Origin of the sequence: Clostridium sp. FS41 (assembly GCF_000954015.1) — a bacterium.
Taxonomy (GTDB): Bacteria; Bacillota; Clostridia; order Lachnospirales; family Lachnospiraceae; genus Enterocloster; species Enterocloster citroniae.
The window spans coordinates 45,769-65,424 of the sequence record NZ_JYHN01000069.1 but is presented as its reverse complement, the minus strand read 5'-3'; the positions used below and the strand labels follow the sequence as shown (position 1 = coordinate 65,424).

Annotated in this window: 17 protein-coding genes and 1 pseudogene; 15 read left to right on the top strand and 3 right to left on the bottom strand. The window is 51.3% G+C overall.

Annotated elements, in window-relative coordinates:
* The first annotated feature begins 41 nt into the window (after positions 1–41).
* The 4 genes and pseudogenes from CLFS41_RS21910 to CLFS41_RS21895 all read left to right on the top strand — a co-directional run.
* Positions 42–1,622 (top strand): cell wall-binding protein, encoded by a 1,581-nt coding sequence (locus tag CLFS41_RS21910; RefSeq protein ID WP_242856900.1) that lies wholly within the window; start codon positions 42–44, stop codon positions 1,620–1,622.
* 453 nt (positions 1,623–2,075) lie between these two features.
* Positions 2,076–3,746: a putative manganese-dependent inorganic diphosphatase gene (locus CLFS41_RS21905; protein WP_007866329.1), complete on the top strand. Its 1,671-nt coding sequence runs from the start codon at positions 2,076–2,078 to the stop codon at positions 3,744–3,746.
* 10 nt (positions 3,747–3,756) lie between these two features.
* Complete coding sequence (locus CLFS41_RS21900) at positions 3,757–4,383, top strand: flavin reductase family protein (protein ID WP_007866326.1); 627 nt, start codon at positions 3,757–3,759, stop codon at positions 4,381–4,383.
* A gap of 35 nt (positions 4,384–4,418) precedes the next feature.
* A pseudogene (locus CLFS41_RS21895) lies at positions 4,419–4,895 on the top strand (shikimate kinase); the annotation flags it as partial.
* Between the two features lie 240 nt (positions 4,896–5,135).
* Here CLFS41_RS21895 and CLFS41_RS21890 read toward each other — a convergent pair.
* From CLFS41_RS21890 to CLFS41_RS21880, 3 genes are all read right to left on the bottom strand, one after another.
* The gene (locus CLFS41_RS21890; RefSeq protein WP_143111154.1) at positions 5,136–5,456 is read right to left on the bottom strand and encodes a hypothetical protein; all 321 of its coding nucleotides are present in this window, start codon (positions 5,454–5,456) and stop codon (positions 5,136–5,138) included.
* Entirely contained in the window at positions 5,446–8,265 is a 2,820-nt protein-coding gene (locus CLFS41_RS21885; protein ID WP_045093482.1) for a transglycosylase domain-containing protein, read from the bottom strand. The genes CLFS41_RS21890 and CLFS41_RS21885 overlap by 11 nt, the downstream gene beginning before the upstream one ends.
* 183 nt (positions 8,266–8,448) lie before the next feature.
* Positions 8,449–9,066: a TetR/AcrR family transcriptional regulator gene (locus CLFS41_RS21880; protein WP_007866316.1), complete on the bottom strand. Its 618-nt coding sequence runs from the start codon at positions 9,064–9,066 to the stop codon at positions 8,449–8,451.
* A 161-nt stretch (positions 9,067–9,227) separates the two neighbouring features.
* Here CLFS41_RS21880 and CLFS41_RS21875 point away from each other — a divergent pair, with 161 nt between their 5' ends.
* From CLFS41_RS21875 to CLFS41_RS21825, 11 genes are all read left to right on the top strand, one after another.
* Entirely contained in the window at positions 9,228–9,545 is a 318-nt protein-coding gene (locus CLFS41_RS21875; RefSeq protein ID WP_007866314.1) for an SCP2 sterol-binding domain-containing protein, read from the top strand.
* 19 nt (positions 9,546–9,564) lie between these two features.
* The gene (locus CLFS41_RS21870; RefSeq protein WP_045093481.1) at positions 9,565–10,509 is read left to right on the top strand and encodes an alpha/beta hydrolase; all 945 of its coding nucleotides are present in this window, start codon (positions 9,565–9,567) and stop codon (positions 10,507–10,509) included.
* Positions 10,510–10,529: 20 nt separating this feature from the next.
* Positions 10,530–11,936 (top strand): condensation domain-containing protein, encoded by a 1,407-nt coding sequence (locus CLFS41_RS21865; protein WP_045093480.1) that lies wholly within the window; start codon positions 10,530–10,532, stop codon positions 11,934–11,936.
* Positions 11,937–11,964: 28 nt separating this feature from the next.
* Positions 11,965–12,192 (top strand): acyl carrier protein, encoded by a 228-nt coding sequence (locus tag CLFS41_RS21860; protein WP_007866308.1) that lies wholly within the window; start codon positions 11,965–11,967, stop codon positions 12,190–12,192.
* A gap of 25 nt (positions 12,193–12,217) precedes the next feature.
* On the top strand, positions 12,218–13,726 hold the full coding sequence (locus CLFS41_RS21855) for an AMP-binding protein (protein ID WP_007866306.1): 1,509 nt from the start codon (positions 12,218–12,220) through the stop codon (positions 13,724–13,726).
* A gap of 273 nt (positions 13,727–13,999) precedes the next feature.
* A complete protein-coding gene (locus CLFS41_RS21850) occupies positions 14,000–14,695 on the top strand; it encodes an N-acetylmannosamine-6-phosphate 2-epimerase (RefSeq protein ID WP_045093479.1) in 696 nt (231 codons plus the stop codon).
* A 42-nt stretch (positions 14,696–14,737) separates the two neighbouring features.
* Positions 14,738–15,655, top strand: a complete 918-nt coding sequence (locus CLFS41_RS21845) for a dihydrodipicolinate synthase family protein (RefSeq protein ID WP_045093478.1) — start codon at positions 14,738–14,740, stop codon at positions 15,653–15,655.
* A gap of 95 nt (positions 15,656–15,750) precedes the next feature.
* Positions 15,751–17,253, top strand: a complete 1,503-nt coding sequence (locus tag CLFS41_RS21840; RefSeq protein ID WP_045093477.1) for a sodium:solute symporter — start codon at positions 15,751–15,753, stop codon at positions 17,251–17,253.
* A 42-nt stretch (positions 17,254–17,295) separates the two neighbouring features.
* Positions 17,296–17,751, top strand: coding sequence for a YhcH/YjgK/YiaL family protein (locus CLFS41_RS21835; protein WP_007866294.1), 456 nt, complete (start codon positions 17,296–17,298; stop codon positions 17,749–17,751).
* Between the two features lie 149 nt (positions 17,752–17,900).
* The gene (locus CLFS41_RS21830) at positions 17,901–18,785 is read left to right on the top strand and encodes an ROK family protein (protein ID WP_045093476.1); all 885 of its coding nucleotides are present in this window, start codon (positions 17,901–17,903) and stop codon (positions 18,783–18,785) included.
* A gap of 4 nt (positions 18,786–18,789) precedes the next feature.
* A complete protein-coding gene (locus CLFS41_RS21825) occupies positions 18,790–19,623 on the top strand; it encodes a MurR/RpiR family transcriptional regulator (RefSeq protein WP_007866284.1) in 834 nt (277 codons plus the stop codon).
* Positions 19,624–19,656 lie beyond the last annotated feature (33 nt).

Below are 19,656 nucleotides of genomic sequence, written 5' to 3'. Positions count from 1 at the left end.
AGAACATGTATTGAAGTGCTCATAACCAGGAGGTGGTGTTTATGACCGTAAAGAGATTAATATGGGGAATAACGGCAGGTCTTTGGATGGCGTCCATAGCAGCAGGAACGGCCATGGGAGAGGAAGCCGTTCCCGCGGGCAAAGGGCCGGTGTCAGGGACTGCTGCCCCAGGAGTCAGGAAAGAGGAGACAAAAGAGATAGGACCGGCGGACGGCACGGTGGCAGCAGGGGTGAAAAAGGCTGACAGCGGCTGGGTGGAAGAGAACGGAACCATGCGCTACACGGACAGCAAGGGCAATTATGTGACTAATGACTGGAAGACCAGGGACGGGGTGTCCTACTATCTGGGCAGTGAAGGAACCGTGGAGAAAAACACCTGGATTGCCAACACGTACTATGTGGACGGCGAGGGGGCCATGGTCAGAAATTCCTGGATCCATACTGACGGTAAGGATGGTCTGAAGGAGGCGGGCTGGTATTTCCTGGGCCGGGACGGCAAGGCTGAGGAGGACGGCTGGAAGAATATAGAGGATGGCAGGTACTGCTTTGACAGCGATGGGAGAATGCGCACGGGTTGGTATTACGAGGGTAACAACATCTATTATCTGGGGGATAAAGATGACGGAGCCATGCGAAGGGGCTGGCAGTGTCTGGAGTTTGACGAAGATCAGCTGCCCCGGGAAGGCGACAGCTCCAAGGAGTACAAAAAGGCCGGAGAAAATGCAAGGTGGTTCTATTTCCAGTCCAATGGAAAGGCAAAGCGCTCCACATCCAAGGAGTACAATCCTGCGACCATAGATGGGAAGAAGTATTACTTTGATGAGAATGGGGTCATGCTTACGGGATGGCATGCGGTTAAAAACTCAGCCCAGTCAGGGGACGCTGTGGGGATCAGCCGTTTTATCTACCTGGGCGGACCGGATGAGGGATATATGACAAAAGGACAGTGGAAGCAGCTTTCTGAGCATCCCGGAAACTCCTCGGATCAAACTGTGCTGAAAGAACTGGATTCCGGCAAAGGGCCAAAGGAAGGGGATAAAGAGTGGTATTACTTTGAGAATGACGGTACACCTGCCTATCTGAAGACCACGGCCACGACCATGAACGGCGCCATTACCAAGGTCAATGGGGAAAGCTATTTCCTGGATCAGTATGGATGCCGTCAGACCGGGCTTGTGAGAGTGATCTCAGGGAATCTGGTACTGAACGGGTATTTTGGCGATAAAGATTCCGATGGCCGGATGCGCACGGGCCGGATTGATGGGGTCGAGGACGGATCGGGAGAAATGCAGACATTTTATTTTGCCACATCCGGCTCCGCAAAAGGCTCCGGATACACAGGGGAAAAGGATGGATTCCTGTACTCAGAGGGACTTCTGGTGAAAGCAGGGGATGACATGGATTACCAGGCGTTTCAGGTAGATGGGAAAATATACCTGGTGAACGCTGCCGGCAAGATACAGACCAATGAAAAGGCATATAAGGTGGATGATCAGTACACATACCGTGTGGATTCCGGAACTGTTTACAGTGCGGACAGCAGCGGGAACAAAGGAAAGAAGCTGGAAAAGGGTGAAAAACTTCCGGAATTTAAGTGTGAGAAGGAGTATAAGCTGAAGTAGGCACCAGGCCGGACCCAGGCCTGAAATATAGTCTGGAATATGTCTGGAAATATGGCCTGGAAATATGGCCGCAACCGCTGTTAACCGCGGGCTGCGGCCTCTTTTGCTGAAAGGAAACCTATTTGTTGTCCGGATTTACGAGATGAATCTGGTTGAAAAAAGAAAACTGGTTTGATATACTGAAATGGCGGGAAGAATCGTGATATTAAAAGGGATCCGGATATCCCATAATATGAGGAGACCCCGGTCCAAATTCAACCGGGGCAATTATGAAAAATCTATGTGCAATTTTACTATTAAACTTGTTTGAAATTATATAACTCTTATGAAAATAGTATAAAAAATAAATGTGAACGAAATGTGAATCCCATGTAAACAGATTATGAAAGATTCCGGAATACCACAAAATTACCATAGACTTGAAGAACAGAGGGAGAGAGAAGAGGAAGAAAGATGGAACATGATTTAAAGAGAAAGACCACAGTGATCGGCCACAGGAACCCGGATACGGATTCCATCTGTTCGGCCATCTGCTATGCCAACTTAAAGAATAAGCTGACAGGAGAGGAGTATGTGCCTGCCAGGGCGGGCCATGTGAACGGGGAAACCCAGTTTGTGCTGGACTACTTTGGGGTGGAGGAGCCCAAACTGGTGGAGGATGTAAGGACCCAGGTCAAGGATATTGAGATCCGCAAGACCAGGGGGGTGGCGGACAACATTTCCCTGAAAAAGGCGTGGAAGATCATGCAGGAGAATAACGTGGTGACCATTCCCTCGGTACGTCCGGACGGAACCCTGGAGGGGCTGATCACGGTGGGCGATATTACAAAGACCTACATGAATATTTACGACAGCAGCATTTTGTCCAAAGCCAATACCCAGTATTCCAATATTATTGAGACTCTGGAGGCGGACCTGCTGGTGGGGGACGCGGATGTGTATTTTGATAAGGGTAAGGTGCTGATCGCTGCAGCCAACCCTGATCTGATGGAATTCTACATTGAACCCCACGACCTGGTGATCCTGGGAAACAGGTACGAGTCCCAGCTGTGCGCCATTGAGATGGGCGCGGCCGCAATTATCGTGTGCGAGGGCGCGGGCGTTTCCATGACCATTAAGAAGATCGCACAGGACAGGGGATGCACGGTGATCGCCACCACCTATGATACTTATACGGCAGCACGTCTGATCAATCAAAGCATGCCCATCAGTTACTTTATGACAAGGGAACATCTGATCACATTTAACAGTGATGATTATACGGATGAGATACGGGAGGTGATGGCCAGCAAGCGTCACCGCGATTTCCCCATTCTTGACAAGGAAGGCAGATACCTGGGAATGATCTCACGCCGGAACCTGCTGGGCGCAAAGGGCAAGCAGGTGATCCTGGTGGATCACAATGAGAAGAGCCAGGCAGTGGCAGGGATCGAGAGCGCGGAGATCCAGGAGATCATCGACCACCACAGGCTGGGCACGGTCCAGACCATGGCTCCTGTATTTTTCCGTAACCAGCCTCTTGGCTGTACGGCCACCATTATCTATCAGATGTACCAGGAAGCCGGTGTGGACATAGAGAAAAAGATTGCAGGGCTTTTGTGCAGCGCCATTGTGTCCGATACCCTTTTGTTCCGTTCACCCACCTGTACGCCGGTGGATGAGATGGCGGCCAGATCCCTGGCAGCCATTGCAGGACTGGACATAGAGAAATACGCAATGGAAATGTTTGGGGCGGGCAGCAACCTGAAAGATAAGTCCGATGAAGAGATTTTTTACCAGGACTTTAAGCGATTTACCGCAGGCAAGGTGATGATCGGCGTGGGCCAGATCACTTCCCTGAACGGGGGAGAGCTGGAAGGGCTGAAACACCGTATGCCGGAATTTATGGAAAAGGCCAGGGAGGGAAGCGGACTGGATATGGTATTCTTTATGCTGACCAACATATTGACAGAGTCCACGGATCTGATCTGCCAGGGCCAGGGCGCCGTACAGCTTGCGGCCAAGGCATTTCATCTGGATTTGGAGGAGGCAACACAAAAGGAGGAACCCATCCTTAACCTTCCCGGAGTGGTGTCACGTAAAAAGCAGTTGATTCCGGAGCTGATGCTGGCGGAACAGGATTAGGAGAGAATATATGGCAAAAGAGTATTGGAAGCCGGGCAACATGCTGTACCCTGTACCGGCGGTAATGGTAAGCTGCGGACGTGAGGAGGAGACGCCCAATATTGTGACAGTGGCATGGGCGGGAACCATCTGCTCCGATCCGGCCATGGTGTCCATCTCTGTGAGAAAAGAACGTTTTTCCCATGATATTATCAAGGATACCGGGGAGTTTGTCATCAACCTGGTGAATAAGAAGCTGGTGCGCGCCACGGATTACTGCGGCGTCAAATCCGGCCGGGATGTGGATAAATTCGCGGAGACCAGGCTGACGCCCCAGAAATCCCGGTATGTAAAGGCTCCGGGGATTGAGGAGAGTCCGGTGAACATTGAGTGCAAGGTAGTGGAAATAAAAGAACTGGGAAGCCATGACATGTTTATCGCCAAGGTGATGGGTGTGACCATTGATAACCAGTATATGGACGACAGGGGGAAATTCAATCTGAATGCCTCCGGGCTTGTGAGTTATTCCCACGGCGAATATTTTGAGCTGGGGAAAAAGCTGGGCAGCTTCGGGTATTCGGTGAAAAAGACCATTAAAAAACGGAAGACGTCCGCTGCTCCTGCAAAAAAGGGCAGGAATACGTCCAAGAAGAAATAGACCAGGAGGATACTGCAGTGAAACCAAATATAACCATGATAGGGATGCCCTCTTCCGGTAAGAGCACCATAGGCGTGCTGCTGGCCAAAAGGCTGGGATTTTCCTTTGTGGATGTGGATATTGTGATCCAGGAAAAGGAGGGCCGGCTGCTGAAGGAAATCATAGCAGAGGAAGGCATGGATGGATTCCTGAAGGTGGAGGAACGCATCAATGCAGGGCTGGATGTACAGCTTTCCGTCATTGCACCGGGAGGCAGCGTAATCTACGGTGAGGAAGCCATGAAGCATCTGAAGGAGATCAGCGAGGTGGTTTACCTGAAGATGAGTTATGAGGAGATGGAGAACCGTATCGGCAACGTGGTGGACCGGGGCGTGGCCCTAAAGCCGGGCTTTACCCTGAGGGACCTTTACAATGAAAGGGTGCCTTATTATGAAAAATATGCGGATATCACCATAGATGAGGAAGGCAAGACTCCCGGAGAAACCGTGGATGAGCTGAGACTTATGATCGAATCCATGATGGACCGCAATATGGTCCAGCGCATTGTGGAAGAACAGAAGAGAAAGCTGGAGGAGAAGGACAGGAAGCTTCAGGAATATGAGGCCGAGATCGCTTCCCTTAAGGAGCAGCTGGCGCAGATGCAGGCTTGAACTATAATGCGGCCCGTCCTACAGAAGAAAACTCTGTAGGCGGGCCGCATTTTGTTGATGGGGTAAAAGTTGATACAGCAAAGGTTGCCGCAGCAAAAATCGTCACAGCATTTCCATATAAGCCAGCACCTTATCTGCGAGATCCAGGCCGATCCAGACCATGATCCCGAGCAGCACCAGTGCGATCGCCAGGAATACCAGTTTATATACCAGATAGGCTTTGGCGAAATCCCGCAGCTGGTTTTCTTTTTTTCCAAAAGCCAGATGCAGCAGGTAGATCCATCCGGCAATGGGGATATTCATGCACATAAAGGTGAAGAACCAGGCGCTGCAGGGCATGGAATAAGGGTTTGTTCCCTTGGGACAGGCAGGAACGGAGGCGGTGCGCTTATGTTTTATTTTTTTCCATATCTTATTTGTCATAGTCCGGTCTTCCTCCTGGTCCATAGTATTCCAGATTGTTCCACTTAAACTTCTCCCTGTCCAGGGCTGACTGCAGCTGGTTCTGCTGCATCTGAGCCTGATGGTCTGCCTGGATCTGAGCCTGCTCCTGGGCGGCCCGCTCCTGTTCCTGGGCCGCATTCCATTCATCCTCGGTGGGCAGTGTGGAGATCCTCTGGATCGCTGCCTGGAGCCGGTCTGCAAATGCCTGCTGTTCCGGGTCGCCGGACACCAGGGGGAGCTTGGTAATGGCATCCTGTACCAGGGACTGTGCGTTGTCCTGCTGGTATTCAAGTTCCTCCACAAGACGCAGAGCCTGAAGGAATTCGTTCTTTTTTGTATCCTTTTCTGTCTGTATGCGCCGCTGCTCGGCGTCCTTCATGGCCTGTTCCTGGGCCCGGGCCTCGTCAGCCGCCTTCTGCTTTTCATACAGGGCAATGGTGTCCGACATCTGGGAAATGATCCCCTCAAAATAATCGTAACGGCTTTCGACCTGATCCAGCATACGGGCGCGCAGATCCCCGTCATCCAGAAGGGGAAGGCGGGAAGTGATGCTCTGGTAAAGACTCCTGACCGCGTAGGTATCCTCCACCGTGCTGATCTCACGGGCGGTAAAATCCTCCACGTCAGCTTCCAGCTGAGCGGTGAGCGCCCTCTGCTCCTTGTCATGAAGGCTCTGCTGGGACCGCAGCTCTGCTGTGGTGCTGAAATAATCCTCGATTCCTGTTTTGGTATCGGCCCGCCGCTCCACGGTCTCGGGCTGCTCCCAATCCCATGGCTCCAGGCCGGAGTGGATCTGATTCATAATATTTTTCCAGATTCTCCCGGCATAGGTGGCGCCGTAGATGCCCGGCATGTCCCTGGGAATGTCGTACCCCACCCAGATAGCGGTGGTGTAGTAACGGGTATAACCGCAGAACCAGGTATCCTTGCTGCTGTTGGTGGTGCCTGTCTTGCCGGCGGCAGGCATACCGTTGTCCAGGGCCAGGCCATGGCCCGTGCCGTAGCTCTCGTTCAGGGTGCCCTTCAGGATGTCCGTGAGCATAAAGGCGGAATCATCGCGGTACACCTGACTGGCGGAAGGCTTCATATCTTTGGAAAGTTCACCGTCATGTTCGTGGAGGATCTTTGTGATACAGGTCCGGTCATTGTACACGCCGTTATTGGCCAGCGTACTGTATCCCTTGGCCATGTCTACCACCCGCACGCCGTTGGTAAAGCCGCCGATGCTCAAGGAGGGCACTCCGTTATCCACATAGGTCAGTTTCTGGAATTCCATCCTGCCAAGGTAGTCCAGGCCGTAGTTTACGCCAATGTCCTCCAGTATCTGCCAGGCCACCGTGTTCAGGCTTCGGTTCAGGGCTTCCCTCACGGTCACATTTCCGTAGTAGTGTTCGCCGCTGTTGGAGGGGCCGTCTTCCCATTTGTGGTCGTCCATGATCCTGGTGGGGTAGTATTCGCCCGTGTCAAAAGCAGGGCCGTAATCAATCAGGGGCTTGATCGTGCTTCCCGGCTGCCTGGCGCTCAGGTAGGCCCGGTTAAACTGGTCCTCTGTGCCCCGGCCCCCCACAATGGCAACCACATAATTGCTGCGGTTGTCCACCACCACGCCGGCGCCCTGGAGGGCGAATTTGCCGTTTTCCTGGAGTTCGGTGTAGGAGGAAAGACCCTGGTCAATGTCAGACTGGAGCATTTCCTGAAGGCTGCTGTCAAGGGAGGTATAGATCTGAAAGCCGCCTGCCCGGATCAGGTCCGACTTTTCCGTGTACGCGCTTTTATACCGGTTTGTATATTCCGTGTAGTCTTCCTTGTCCTCAAATGTGTACCGGAAATCAAATCCATCTTTTTTCATCAGTTCCAGGGCCGCGCAGTGGATAGCATAGCTGCTCTGGTAATTCTCGTCCGTGCCCTCGGATTCCTGCTGCACCACGATCAATGGGCGGGCAGCGGCTGACTGGTAATCTTCATCCGAGAGCTCACCGATCTCGTGCATGCTCTTTAGGACATCGTTTCGCTTTTCAAGGGATGCTTCAGGATGTGCCACCGGGTCATAGGCGGAGGGACTGTTGCTGATGCCCACAAGGACAGCGGCCTCATCCACCCTCAGGTCAGCTGCATGCTTGCCGAAATAGTACCGGCTGGCAGCCTCCACCCCATAACACTGATGGCCATAGAAATTGGTATTGCAGTAGAACTCCATGATATCTGCTTTGGAGTATTCCTTTTCGATTTCCGGGGCCAGCAGTATTTCCACGATCTTGCGCGTGAATGTCTGCTCCCGGGTCAGATATGTATTCTTGATCACCTGCTGGGTGATGGTGCTGCCTCCCTGGGTCACGGTCCCGCCGTGTTTTATAAGGGCCAGCCCTGCACGGAAGGTGGCGATCCAGTCCACGCCGGTATGGCTCTTAAAACGCCTGTCCTCCTGAGCAATATACGCATTCTGGATATTCATGCTGATGTGGGAGATGTCCACATACTGGTAATGGCCTGCATTGATCAGGCCGATCTGCCTGTTGTCCTTGTCATAGATGACAGTGTCGCTGAGCATGGAGAAATCCGTTCTCTCCATCTGGGCCAGCTTGTCGTAAGCAATTACCCTGCACTGGTCCAGTTCCGGTTTCACCTTAGCATAGATAAGGATCCCTGCCAGGGCCCCGCAGATCAGCCCTGCGGTAAGTACTGCCAGGAAGGCATGAAAAAGCCATCCGAATATACCCAGTATGGCCACTGCGGTATTGCGGATGCCAAGGAGAACCTTAACAAGGACCTGCTTTTGTGAGTCTTTCATAATTCCTGTGTATCCTCTCTGCGCCTGAGAAGGGCGCTGTCGTTCATCTTTCCTGCGCTGGAAACATCTGCCAGCCCGTTAAGCCATAGATATTATAAGCCAGAATGAGGAAAAAGGGTAGGGAAAAGTGGGGAAATACCTCTTTTGGTTGGTTAAAATGTTCCTGGCGGATATGGATTGGGCTTAATTTTTCCGCAGCACAAACTCCAGGGTATGGGCCGGTATGTCCATGCTCTTTTCCTGCATCTGGGTAAAGGCGGTAAGGATACGCCCGATCTGGTCCTGATCAGCAGGGATCAGGTTGTTATCCAGGGTAATGGTCAGCACGGTCAGTACGATCTGGGCAGTCTCCTCCGGGTACTCACAGTGTATGGTACCCTCCTCCATGCCCTGGCGGATGATATCAGTCAGTATGGGCTTCAGCCTGGTGATGATAATGCGGGCAAACTTCTGGTGGATGAATGCGCTTTCCTGCTGTTCGTTAAAGGTACCGATGGCTTCCTGGCGCCTCAGCTCCGTGGAGGAGTCCAGACAGGCATGGTATATGAGTTCCATTTTCTTAAAGGCATCCATGTGGGAGGATGCAGCCAATTCCTTGCCTGCGTCCAGCACACGGGAATAGGAACGCTCGATCACCGCATCTATGATGTCATTTTTGGAGGAAAAATAGTAATAAATACTTCCCTTTCCAATCCCTGCTTTTTGGGCAATATCGCTTACGGAAATGGCCTGGGCATTGGAGGAACCCATAAGTTCCTGCATGGCATCCAGAATCTGTTCCCGTTTATTATGGTTTTGCATAAAAAATCCTCTGTATTTTCTTTAGAATACTTTCCAGTATAGCAGAATACAAAGGAAAACACCATACTTGACTGGCGGTCGAAAACGTGATATGTTTAGCTTACCACAGATTCGACCGCTAGTCGAAGATGGGAATGCCAAAAGGGCAGAGGAGAGACCATATGACGTATGAAACATTATTTGAAACAGTCAGGGAAATTTTCATGAAAGCGGATGTGAGCGGGATAGGGGAGCATCTGGCCTTTCAGTTTGATATTACAGGCGAGGGCCAGGGGACTTTTTATGCCGAGGTAAAAGAGGGAAAGCTGTACGTGGAGCCATATGAGTATTATGACAGGGATGCAATTTTTATCTGCTCAGCAGATACGCTGCTAAAGCTGGCAGCCGGAAAATTGGATCCTGTTTTTGCATTTACAACAGGAAAGCTGAAGGTGGAAGGAAGCCTTGAAAAGGCGCTGATGCTTCAGAAGTTTGTCTAGGACATGGAAAGGAGTACATATGGGAAGAATGGGCATGTTCATGGGCCTGGCCGCGGCAGGCGCCGCAGGGGAATACGGGATTGCCAGATACTTTTTCCACCGGACCGTGATGCGCGGCAATGCAAAGCGTGAGCGGACCCAGAAAATGGCGGGAACCGACTGGGATGCATACATTCCCGGAATCAGGGCCAGCAAGGAATGGCTGGCCGGGCAGGAGAAGGAGGACGTGTTTATCACATCTGCTGACGGGTTGAGGCTCCACGGGACATTCTTTCCCTGTGAAGGCTCCAAGCGGGCTGTGGTATGTTTCCACGGATATACCAGTGAAGGGCTGAATGATTTTTCCAGCATTGCCAGATTCTATCTGGAAAAAGGATTCAATCTGATGGTGGCGGATGAGAGGGCCCATGGAAAAAGTGAGGGAACCTACATTGGGTTTGGCTGCCTGGACCGCCATGACGCTTTGGGGTGGATCCGGTACGTGGTATCCCGCCTGGGACAGGATTGTGGACTGATGCTTCACGGCATTTCCATGGGAGGCGCCACCGTGCTGATGACCACAGGACTAACCCTTCCTCCCCAGGTCAGGGCCGCGGTTTCAGACTGTGCCTTTACCTCTGCCTGGGAGGTGTTCAGCCATGTGCTGAGATCCATGTACCACATGCCTGCATTTCCCGTGATGCAGATCGCGGACCGCATGGCAAGGGAGGAGGCCGGATACGGCCTGAATGAGTGCAATGCCAGGGATGAGGTGAAGAGGGCAAAGATACCCATTCTTTTCATACATGGAGACAAGGACACATTTGTGCCCTGTTCCATGGTTTATGATCTTTACAATGCATGCAGGTCCCCCAAGTCACTTTTGGTGGTTTCCGGGGCCAGACATGCGGAAGCTTATTATAAGGATACGGAGAGCTATGAAAACGCGGTGGATCAGCTGATCCGCCGGTATCTGGATCATTGAGGAATAAGAAAGGGGAAAACATGAAAACCAGAAAAGGCTATAAAGTGTACCCGCTGACATCTGCACAGAAACTGCATTTTTACTGTCTTAAGTACTGTCCTAAAAAACAGGTGCTGAATATCGGATCCAGCCTGACCATTGAGAGCGACCTGGACTGGGATGTGCTCCGGGAGTGTATCAGGGAAGCCATTGCCAGATGCGAATCCATGCGCCTTAGGTTTGCCAGGGATAAAGACGGAACTATTTACCAATATGTGGTAAAAGAGGAGACCAGGGAGATCGAACACTTCGACTTCACAGGCTGGAAGGAAGAGGATGCAGAGAATATGCTGCGCCGGTGGACGGAGGTCCCCTTTGAGCGTTATGATTCCACCATGCACCACATTGTGATGATCAAGATGCCGGACGGATATCAGGGCCTTTACATATGTGTGGACCATATGACCATGGATGCCCAGTCCCTGATCGTGTTTTTTAAGGACGTGATTGAGCTGTATTGCAGCCGTCTGTACGAGGAAATCCATTATCCCAAGGAAATGTCCTCCTATATCAGGCAGCTGGAAAAGGATCTGGCTTACGAGGCAGGCAGCCGGTCCAGCGAAAAGGACAGGGAGTTTTTTGAGAAAATGATCGCTTCCTCCGAGCCCATATTTACGGACATATGCGGTCCGGAAAAACTGCTGAAGGAGAGAAGATCCACCCGCAACAGAAATCTCCGGGCAGCCACCAACACCTCCGACAATGTGGAAGCAAATATCACCAATTTCCATCTGGAAGGGGAGCCCTCCGGGAAGCTTTTGGATTTCTGTGAGAGCAGAGGCGTTTCCATGACCTGTCTGCTGCTTATGGGCCTGCGTACCTACCTTCAGAAGGAAAATGACCAGGAGGACGTGTCCATTACCACTACCATTGCAAGGCGGGCCACGCTGCTGGAAAAGCGCTGCGGCGGTAGCCGGATCCACTGCTTTCCCTTCAGGACCATTGTGCCAAAGGAAGATACATTCATGGAAGGCCTTTTGAAAATACGGGATGCCCAGAACCAGTATTTCCGGCATGCAAACTACAGTCCATCGGAGTATTTTAATTACCGCCATGACTATTACAAGCTGAGGGACGGACAGACCTATGAGCCCTTAAGCCTGACCTACCAGCCCCTTGCCATGAAATACGATGGACCGGGACTGGATAAGCTGGGGGATATCAAGTATAAGACAGCCCGTTATTCCAACGGAGTTGCGGCCCATACCCTGTATCTCACCGTGAGCCACAGGGCTTCGGACAATGGTCTGGACTTTGGGTTTGAATACCAGACCGGGGTAGTGACGCCGGAAAAACTGGAATATATTTACTATTATCTGTGCAGGATCATATTCAGGGGAGTGGAGGATCCGGACCGCACAGTGGGCCAAGTAATCGATATGGTTTAGGATACAATACTGAAAGGAGAGAAGAACAATGTTTGAGGAATTAAAGGAATTGATCTGTGAGTATGTGGATGTGGAACCCTCGGCGATCTGCGAGGAATCCCGCTTTATTGAGGACTTAGGGTTTAACTCCTATGACTTTATGAGCATGGTGGGAGAGATCGAGGACCGGTTTGATGTGGAAGTGGAGGAGCGGGAAGTGGTGAATGTAAAGACTGTAAAAGACGCAGTGGAATACATCCGGTCGCTTCAGGACTGATGGCAGACAGAAAAGGGAGGACGCTATGCCGGTAGAAACATTGAGAGATATCATCCGCCATGGGGCAGAGGCTTATGGGGCGGAGGCTGCATTTCGGTATAAGGTAAAAAAGGAGATCGTGGACCGGTCCTACCAGGACGTGAACCGGGATTCCATGTCCGTGAGCCGCATGGTGGAGTCCATGGGCATGGGTGGAAAACACATTGCCCTGATCGGCACCACTACGTACCAGTGGATCGTGGGTTATTTTGGGATCGTGGGCAGCGGCAGCGTTGCGGTGCCCATAGATGCCCAGCTTCCCGCCGATGCAGTGTGCGGGCTTTTGGACCGGGCGGACGTGGAAATGCTGATATTTGATGAGATACGCCGGGACGTGGCGGAGGCGGTGAGGGAGAAATGCCCCCGCGTCCGTCAGATCATTTCCATGCAGGCAGCTGAGCCCGGAGACGGGATCCAGTCCCTTTCCATGCAGATGGCGATCCACACCGGGGAATATGAGACAGCCATTGACCCTGACCAGGTCTGCACCATCCTGTTTACTTCAGGAACCACGGGAAAGAGCAAGGGAGTCATGCTCAGCCACAGGAACCTGGTGGATAATGCAGTGTGCCTGGATATGAAGATTCCTGCAGGAACGGTCTCCATGACCCTGCTTCCCATCAATCATGTGTACTGCCTGACCATGGATATCATCAAGGGACTTTACATCGGACTTGTCATCTGTATCAATGATTCCATCATGCATGTACAGAAGAATATGAAGCTGTTTAAACCTGAGATCGTGCTTCTGGTTCCGCTGGTGATCGAATCCATTTACGGAAAGCTTCGGGATGCGGGTAATCTGATGCCAAAGAAAATGGTGGCCAAGGCCGCATTTGGCGGAAATCTGAAGACTATATGCAGCGGCGGCGCCTATCTGGACCCGGACTATGTGGAACGGTTTAAGGAGTACGGGATCACCATTCTCCAGGGATACGGCATGACGGAGTGTTCCCCTGTCATCAGCACAAACCTGGAATGGGATCATAAGACCGGCTCCGTGGGCAAGCTCCTTCCCAACTGCGAGGCCAAGATCGTGGATGAGGAGATCTGGGTCAGGGGCACCAGCGTGATGCAGGGCTATTATAAGATGCAGGAGGAGACGGACCAGGCACTGGAGGACGGATGGCTTAAGACCGGTGATCTGGGGTATGTGGATGAGGACAATTTCCTCTATATCACAGGCCGCAGAAAGAACCTGATCATTCTGTCAAACGGGGAAAATGTATCTCCCGAGGAACTGGAAAACCAGCTGAGCCGCTCAGACCTGGTGAAGGAAGTCCTGGTAAGGGAAAAGGACAAGGTGATCGAGGCGGAGATATTCCCTGATTATGAGTATGCCAGAAAGAGGCATGTGAAGGATATAGAAGGAGGGCTTCGGGAGCTTATAGACGAGTTTAATAAGGATATGCCGGTGTATAAAAGGATCTACAGCCTGATCGTAAGGGAGGCGGAGTTTGAGAAGACGCCGTCTAAGAAGATAAAGCGGTTTTAACAATTAAATAATCCAGCAAAATCACAGGAGGATTTCCCCATTGCCAGTTTTTTGTCCGGGAAATCCTCCTGATTTTGTATTTTTAGAGAAACAACCTCCGCATAATTGTGCATTTTATACAAAAACTATCGTTGTAAATTGTGCGAAAGGGCAGATGAATTTCAAAGTTTATGAAAGAACTTTCAGAACATACCGATACTATTGAAAATAAAAACAAACCTGCTATACTAAAGCTACAAGAACTTAACAAAACCTTAACAGGAGGAAACAGACATGAATGGTAGGGTTGAACACCTAGAGGGAAGACTGATTGTTTCCTGCCAGGCACTGCCCGGGGAACCGCTTCATTCTTCTTTTATCATGGGCCGCATGGCTCTGGCAGCAAAGGAAGGCGGGGCGGCGGGGATTCGGGCCAACACCAAAGAGGACATCGCTGAGATCCAAAAACAGGTGGACCTGCCTGTGATCGGAATCGTAAAACGGGATTATGAGGACAGCAAAGTATACATCACCCCCACCATGAAAGAAATTGAGGAACTGATGGAGGTAAAGCCTGAGATTATTGCGCTGGATGCAACTTCGGATTTGAGGCCGGGGGCAAAAAGCCTGGATGAGTTTTACCGGGAGATCAGGGCTGCCTATCCGGACCAGCTGTTGATGGCAGACTGCTCCACGGTGGAGGAAGCACTTCATGCGGACCAACTGGGATTTGACTTTATTGGGACAACACTGGTGGGATACACGGAGCAGAGCCGGGGACTGAAGATCGAGTCGGATGATTTTTCCATCATACGTGAGATTGTGGCAAAGGTAAAGCACAGGGTCATTGCAGAGGGGAATATCAACACACCGGAAAAAGCAAGACGGGTGATCGAACTGGGAGTATTCAGCGTGGTAGTGGGGTCCATTATTACAAGGCCGCAGCTGATCACCAGGTCATTTGCCCAGGCAATTGAAGCAGAGGGTTAATAGGCGGACATAAGACGCCTGATTGGGAAAGGAGAAAAGATTATGGCAAACTTAGAAAAGTACAGAGGTATCATTCCGGCATTTTACGCATGTTATGATGATGAGGGCAATGTAAGCCCGGAGCGTGTAAGGGCGCTGACCGAGTATCATATTAAAAAAGGCGTAAAGGGCGTTTATGTAAATGGGTCTTCAGGGGAGTGCATTTACCAGAGCGTGGAGGACCGGAAGACCACGCTGGAAAATGTAATGGCGGTTGCCAAGGGCAAGCTTACAGTGATCGCCCATGTTGCCTGCAACAACACAAAGGACAGCGTGGAGCTGGCAAAACATGCGGAGAGCCTGGGCGTGGATGCCATTGCAGCTATTCCTCCCATCTACTTCCGCCTCCCGGAATATGCCATTGCAGCATATTGGAACACCATGAGCGAGGCTGCTCCCAACACGGATTTCATCATCTACAACATCCCCCAGCTGGCAGGGGTTGCTCTGACTCAGGGACTGTTTGCACAGATGCGCCAAAATCCCAGGGTCATTGGTGTTAAGAACTCCTCCATGCCGGTGCAGGATATCCAGATGTTCAAGGCGGCTGCAGGCAAGGATTACATCATATTCAACGGTCCGGACGAGCAGTTTATCAGCGGCCGCGTCATTGGCGCGGAAGCCGGGATCGGCGGAACCTACGGCGTAATGCCGGAGCTTTTCCTTAAGATGGATGAGCTGGTAAAGGCAGGAAAGCTGGAGGAAGCAAAGGAAGTCCAGTATGCGGCCAATGAGGTTATCTACAAAATGTGCTCCTGCCACGGCAACATGTACGGAGTCATTAAGGAAATGCTGCGGATCAACGAGAACCTGGACCTGGGCGGGGTAAGGGAACCTCTTCCACAGCTTGTGGAGGAAGATCTTCCCATTGCACGGGAAGCAGCGCGTATGGTAAGAGAGGCTGTGGGCAAATACTGTTAATGCAGCGGCATCACAAAAGGGAAAACATCACCGCCCCTTTCAGGAGGGATGAAAGGGGCCGGGAATGACATGGCAGATAGAAAAGGAGTTTAAATATGCAGGGGTTCACAACAATTGATTTGATCATTCTTATTGTATATCTTGCAGCAGTATTATTTGCCGGCCTCTTTTTCTCCAAAAAGGAGATGAAGGGAAAGGAATTCTTTAAGGGGGACGGAACCATCCCGTGGTGGGTTACCTCCGTGTCCATTTTCGCAACATTATTAAGCCCGATCTCATTCCTGTCCCTGGCAGGAAATTCATATGCAGGAACATGGATCATGTGGTTTGCACAGCTTGGAATGCTGGTGGCCATCCCCATCACCATCCGGTTTTTCCTGCCCATATACAGCAAGCTGGATATTGATACAGCTTACCACTACCTGGAGATCCGTTTCGGAAGCAAGGGCCTGCGCGTCCTGGGCGCCGTCATGTTTATCGTGTACCAGGTAGGCCGTATGTCCATCATCATGTATCTGCCGTCCATGGTATTGTCCAACCTGACAGGCATCAATGTAAATGTATTGATCATTGCCATGGGCGTGATCGCCATCATTTACTCCTATACAGGCGGCCTTAAATCCGTGCTCTGGACCGACTTTATCCAGGGCAGCGTGCTCCTGGTGGGTGTTACCTTTGCACTCTTTTACCTGGCCCACGGGATTGACGGCGGTTTCGGCTCCATCTTTTCCACCATGGGACAGGGCAAGTTCCTGGCACCTGACCAGCCCATTTTTAATCCCAACATTTTAAAGGACAGCGTGTTCCTGCTGATCGTGGGCGCTGGATTTAACACCTGTTCCTCCTATGTATCCAGCCAGGATATTGTACAGCGTTTCACCACCACCACGGACACAAAGAAACTGAACAAAATGATGCTGACCAACGGAGCGCTGTCCATTTTTATTGCAACCGTATTTTACCTGATCGGCACGGGACTGTATGTATTCTACAGCCAGAATGCCCTCCCGCCGGCAGCGCAGCAGGATCAGATCTTTGCTTCCTATATCGCATATGAGCTGCCCGTAGGCATTACAGGACTTCTGCTGGCAGCCATCTATGCGGCGTCCCAGTCCACCCTGTCTACCGGACTTAACTCCGTGGCAACCAGCTGGACACTGGATATCCAGGAGCGTCTGTCCAAAAAGGAAATGAGCTTTGCCCTTCAGACAAGGATTGCCCAGTACGTATCCCTGGGCGTGGGCGTTGTGGCCATCCTGGTATCCATGATCCTTGCCAACGGCGAGATCAAGTCGGCATATGAGTGGTTTAACGGATTTATGGGCCTTGTGCTGGGCGTTTTGGGAGGAACCTTTGTACTGGGAACCTTTACCAAAGTGGCCAATGCAAAAGGCGCTTACGTGGCGTTCTTTGTGGCAGCCATCACCATGGTCTGCATCAAATACATGGCACCGGCAGGCGCGGTATCCATCTGGTCCTACTCCATTATCTCCATTGCCATTTCCCTGGTTGTGGGTCTTCCGGTAAGTATCATCACCAGAAAGATGGACGGGGATACATCCAAACCGGCGGCGGACGCAACCATTTATCATAATTGATCTGATACATGAAATGACAAGGGCAGAACAGGAGGATAACCTATGATCTTTGGAAATATAACCCAGGAAGGAACCTATGGATTCCTGCCGCAGGCAGTAAGAGAATGCTTTGAGTACGCCTTGGCCCATGATCTCCTCGGATTTGAAAAGGGCAGCCATCCCATAGACGGAGAGCGCCTGTTTGTAAATGTAGTGGAATATGAAACCACTGTACCGGAAAAGCGTTTCTGGGAAGCTCACAGAAAATACCTGGATGTACATTTAATGCTTGACGGACAGGAGCAGATTGATTTAAACTTTATAGAGAACATGGAGCAGAAGGATTTTGTGCAAAAGGATGATTTCCTTCCTCTGGAGGGAGAACCCAACAGCCACGCAGTGCTGCGTCCCGGAGATTTCCTGATCTGCTACCCCCATGACGGACACCGCACCGCAGTGGCGGTGGATGGCCCAAAGCAGATCAAGAAGGCCATTTTTAAAGTAAGGATCGATAACTGATTCAGTACAAGGAACTAATATAGGCAAGCAGTACAGGTAAGTAATACAGGTAAGTAATATAGGGAAGATGTAAAAGGCAAACCATTGCAAAGGGCAGGTTTGCCTTTTGCGGCAGAATAAAACAAGGAAGAAAAAGGAGAAGAGTAAGGATGAAACAATACGTGTGCATTGACATTGGCGGTACAGAGATCAAGTACGGCGTTTTGGATGAAAATGAACTGTTCCTGACCAAGGATAAGATGCCTACCGAGGCATTTAAGGGCGGCCCCAGCCTGCTGGAAAAGGCGGTGGGCATTGTAAGGGAATATCTGAAGCTGTGGAGAGTGGATGGGATCTGCGTATCCACGGCCGGCATGGTGGATGTGGAAAAGGGGGAGATCTTTTACTCCGCCCCATTGATCCCTGATTATGCGGGCACAAAGATCAAAGCCAGGATGGAATCGGAGTTTGGCCTTCCCTGTGAAGTGGAAAATGACGTTAACTGCGCAGGGCTTTCAGAGGCCGTATCGGGGGCAGCGGCAGGAAGCCGGTCCGCTCTGTGTCTTACAGTGGGGACCGGGATCGGAGGCTGTATCATTATAGACGGAAACGTGTACCACGGCTTTAGCAACAGCGCCTGTGAGGTTGGATACATGCATATGGAGGGCAGCGATTTCCAGACTCTGGGAGCAGCCAGTATCCTTGCCTCAAAGGTGGCTCTTGCAAAGGGGGAACCGGTTCATATGTGGAATGGCCTTCGCATCTTTGAACTGGCCAAGGCAGGGGACAGCGTGTGTATCCAGGCCATTGACGACATGTGTGATGTGCTGGGAAAAGGAATCTCCAATATATGCTATGTGATCAATCCCCAGGTGGTGGTGCTGGGGGGAGGCGTCATGGCCCAGGAGGAGTATCTGCGGCCCAGGATCCAGGTGGCCATGGACCGGTACCTTGTATCCAGCATCCGGGAAAAGACTGCTCTGGCCTTTGCAGAGCACGGAAATGATGCCGGAATGAGAGGGGCCTACTACCATTTCAAAGAGAGACAGGGATGATGGGATGGAATATCTGAAATCAGTGATACCGGTAATCGAGTCAAATTACGACAATTTCACCACGGTGGAGAGGAATATAGCGGATTTTTTTATCTACAACAGGGAGGAGACGGACTTTTCCGCCAAAGCAGTGGCGGGAAAGCTGTTTGTATCAGAGGCATCCCTGTCACGGTTTGCCAAGAAATGCGGATTTAAGGGATACAGGGAATTTATCTACCAGTATGGGGAACATTTTGTGGTCCGGCAGGAATCCATGACCGGCAACACAAGAACCGTACTCAACGCATATCAGGAACTGCTGAACAAGACCTATAACCTGGTGAACGAAAAACAGGTGGAGCGCATCTGCCGTTACATGAACAAAGCCGCACGGGTGTTTGTGTGCGGCATGGGAAGCTCCGGCCTGGCAGCCAGGGAGATGGAACTGCGTTTTATGAGGATCGGCGTGGACATCACATCCATGGATGACAGGGACATGATGCGCATGCGGGGAGTGTTCCAGGATGAGAACAGCCTGGTGCTGGGAGTCAGTATCAGCGGTGAGACGGAAGATGTGATCTTCCTGCTGCAGGAAGCCCATCAGAAAAAGGCCAGGACCGTCCTGCTCACTGCCAAGAATAAACCGGAGTACGATGGATTCTGTGACGAAGTGCTGCTGATCCCGTCCCTTCTTCACCTGAACCATGGAAATGTAATCTCGCCTCAGTTTCCCATACTCCTGATGACCGATATCTTTTATTCCTGCTATGTGTCACAGGATAAGTATGAGAGGGAGATCCTACATGACAGTACCCTTAAGGCTTTGGGGAAAACAGGCCGGCATGATCCTGTATGGTAGGGGCGGCCTGAGACCAATCTAAACCTAATCTAA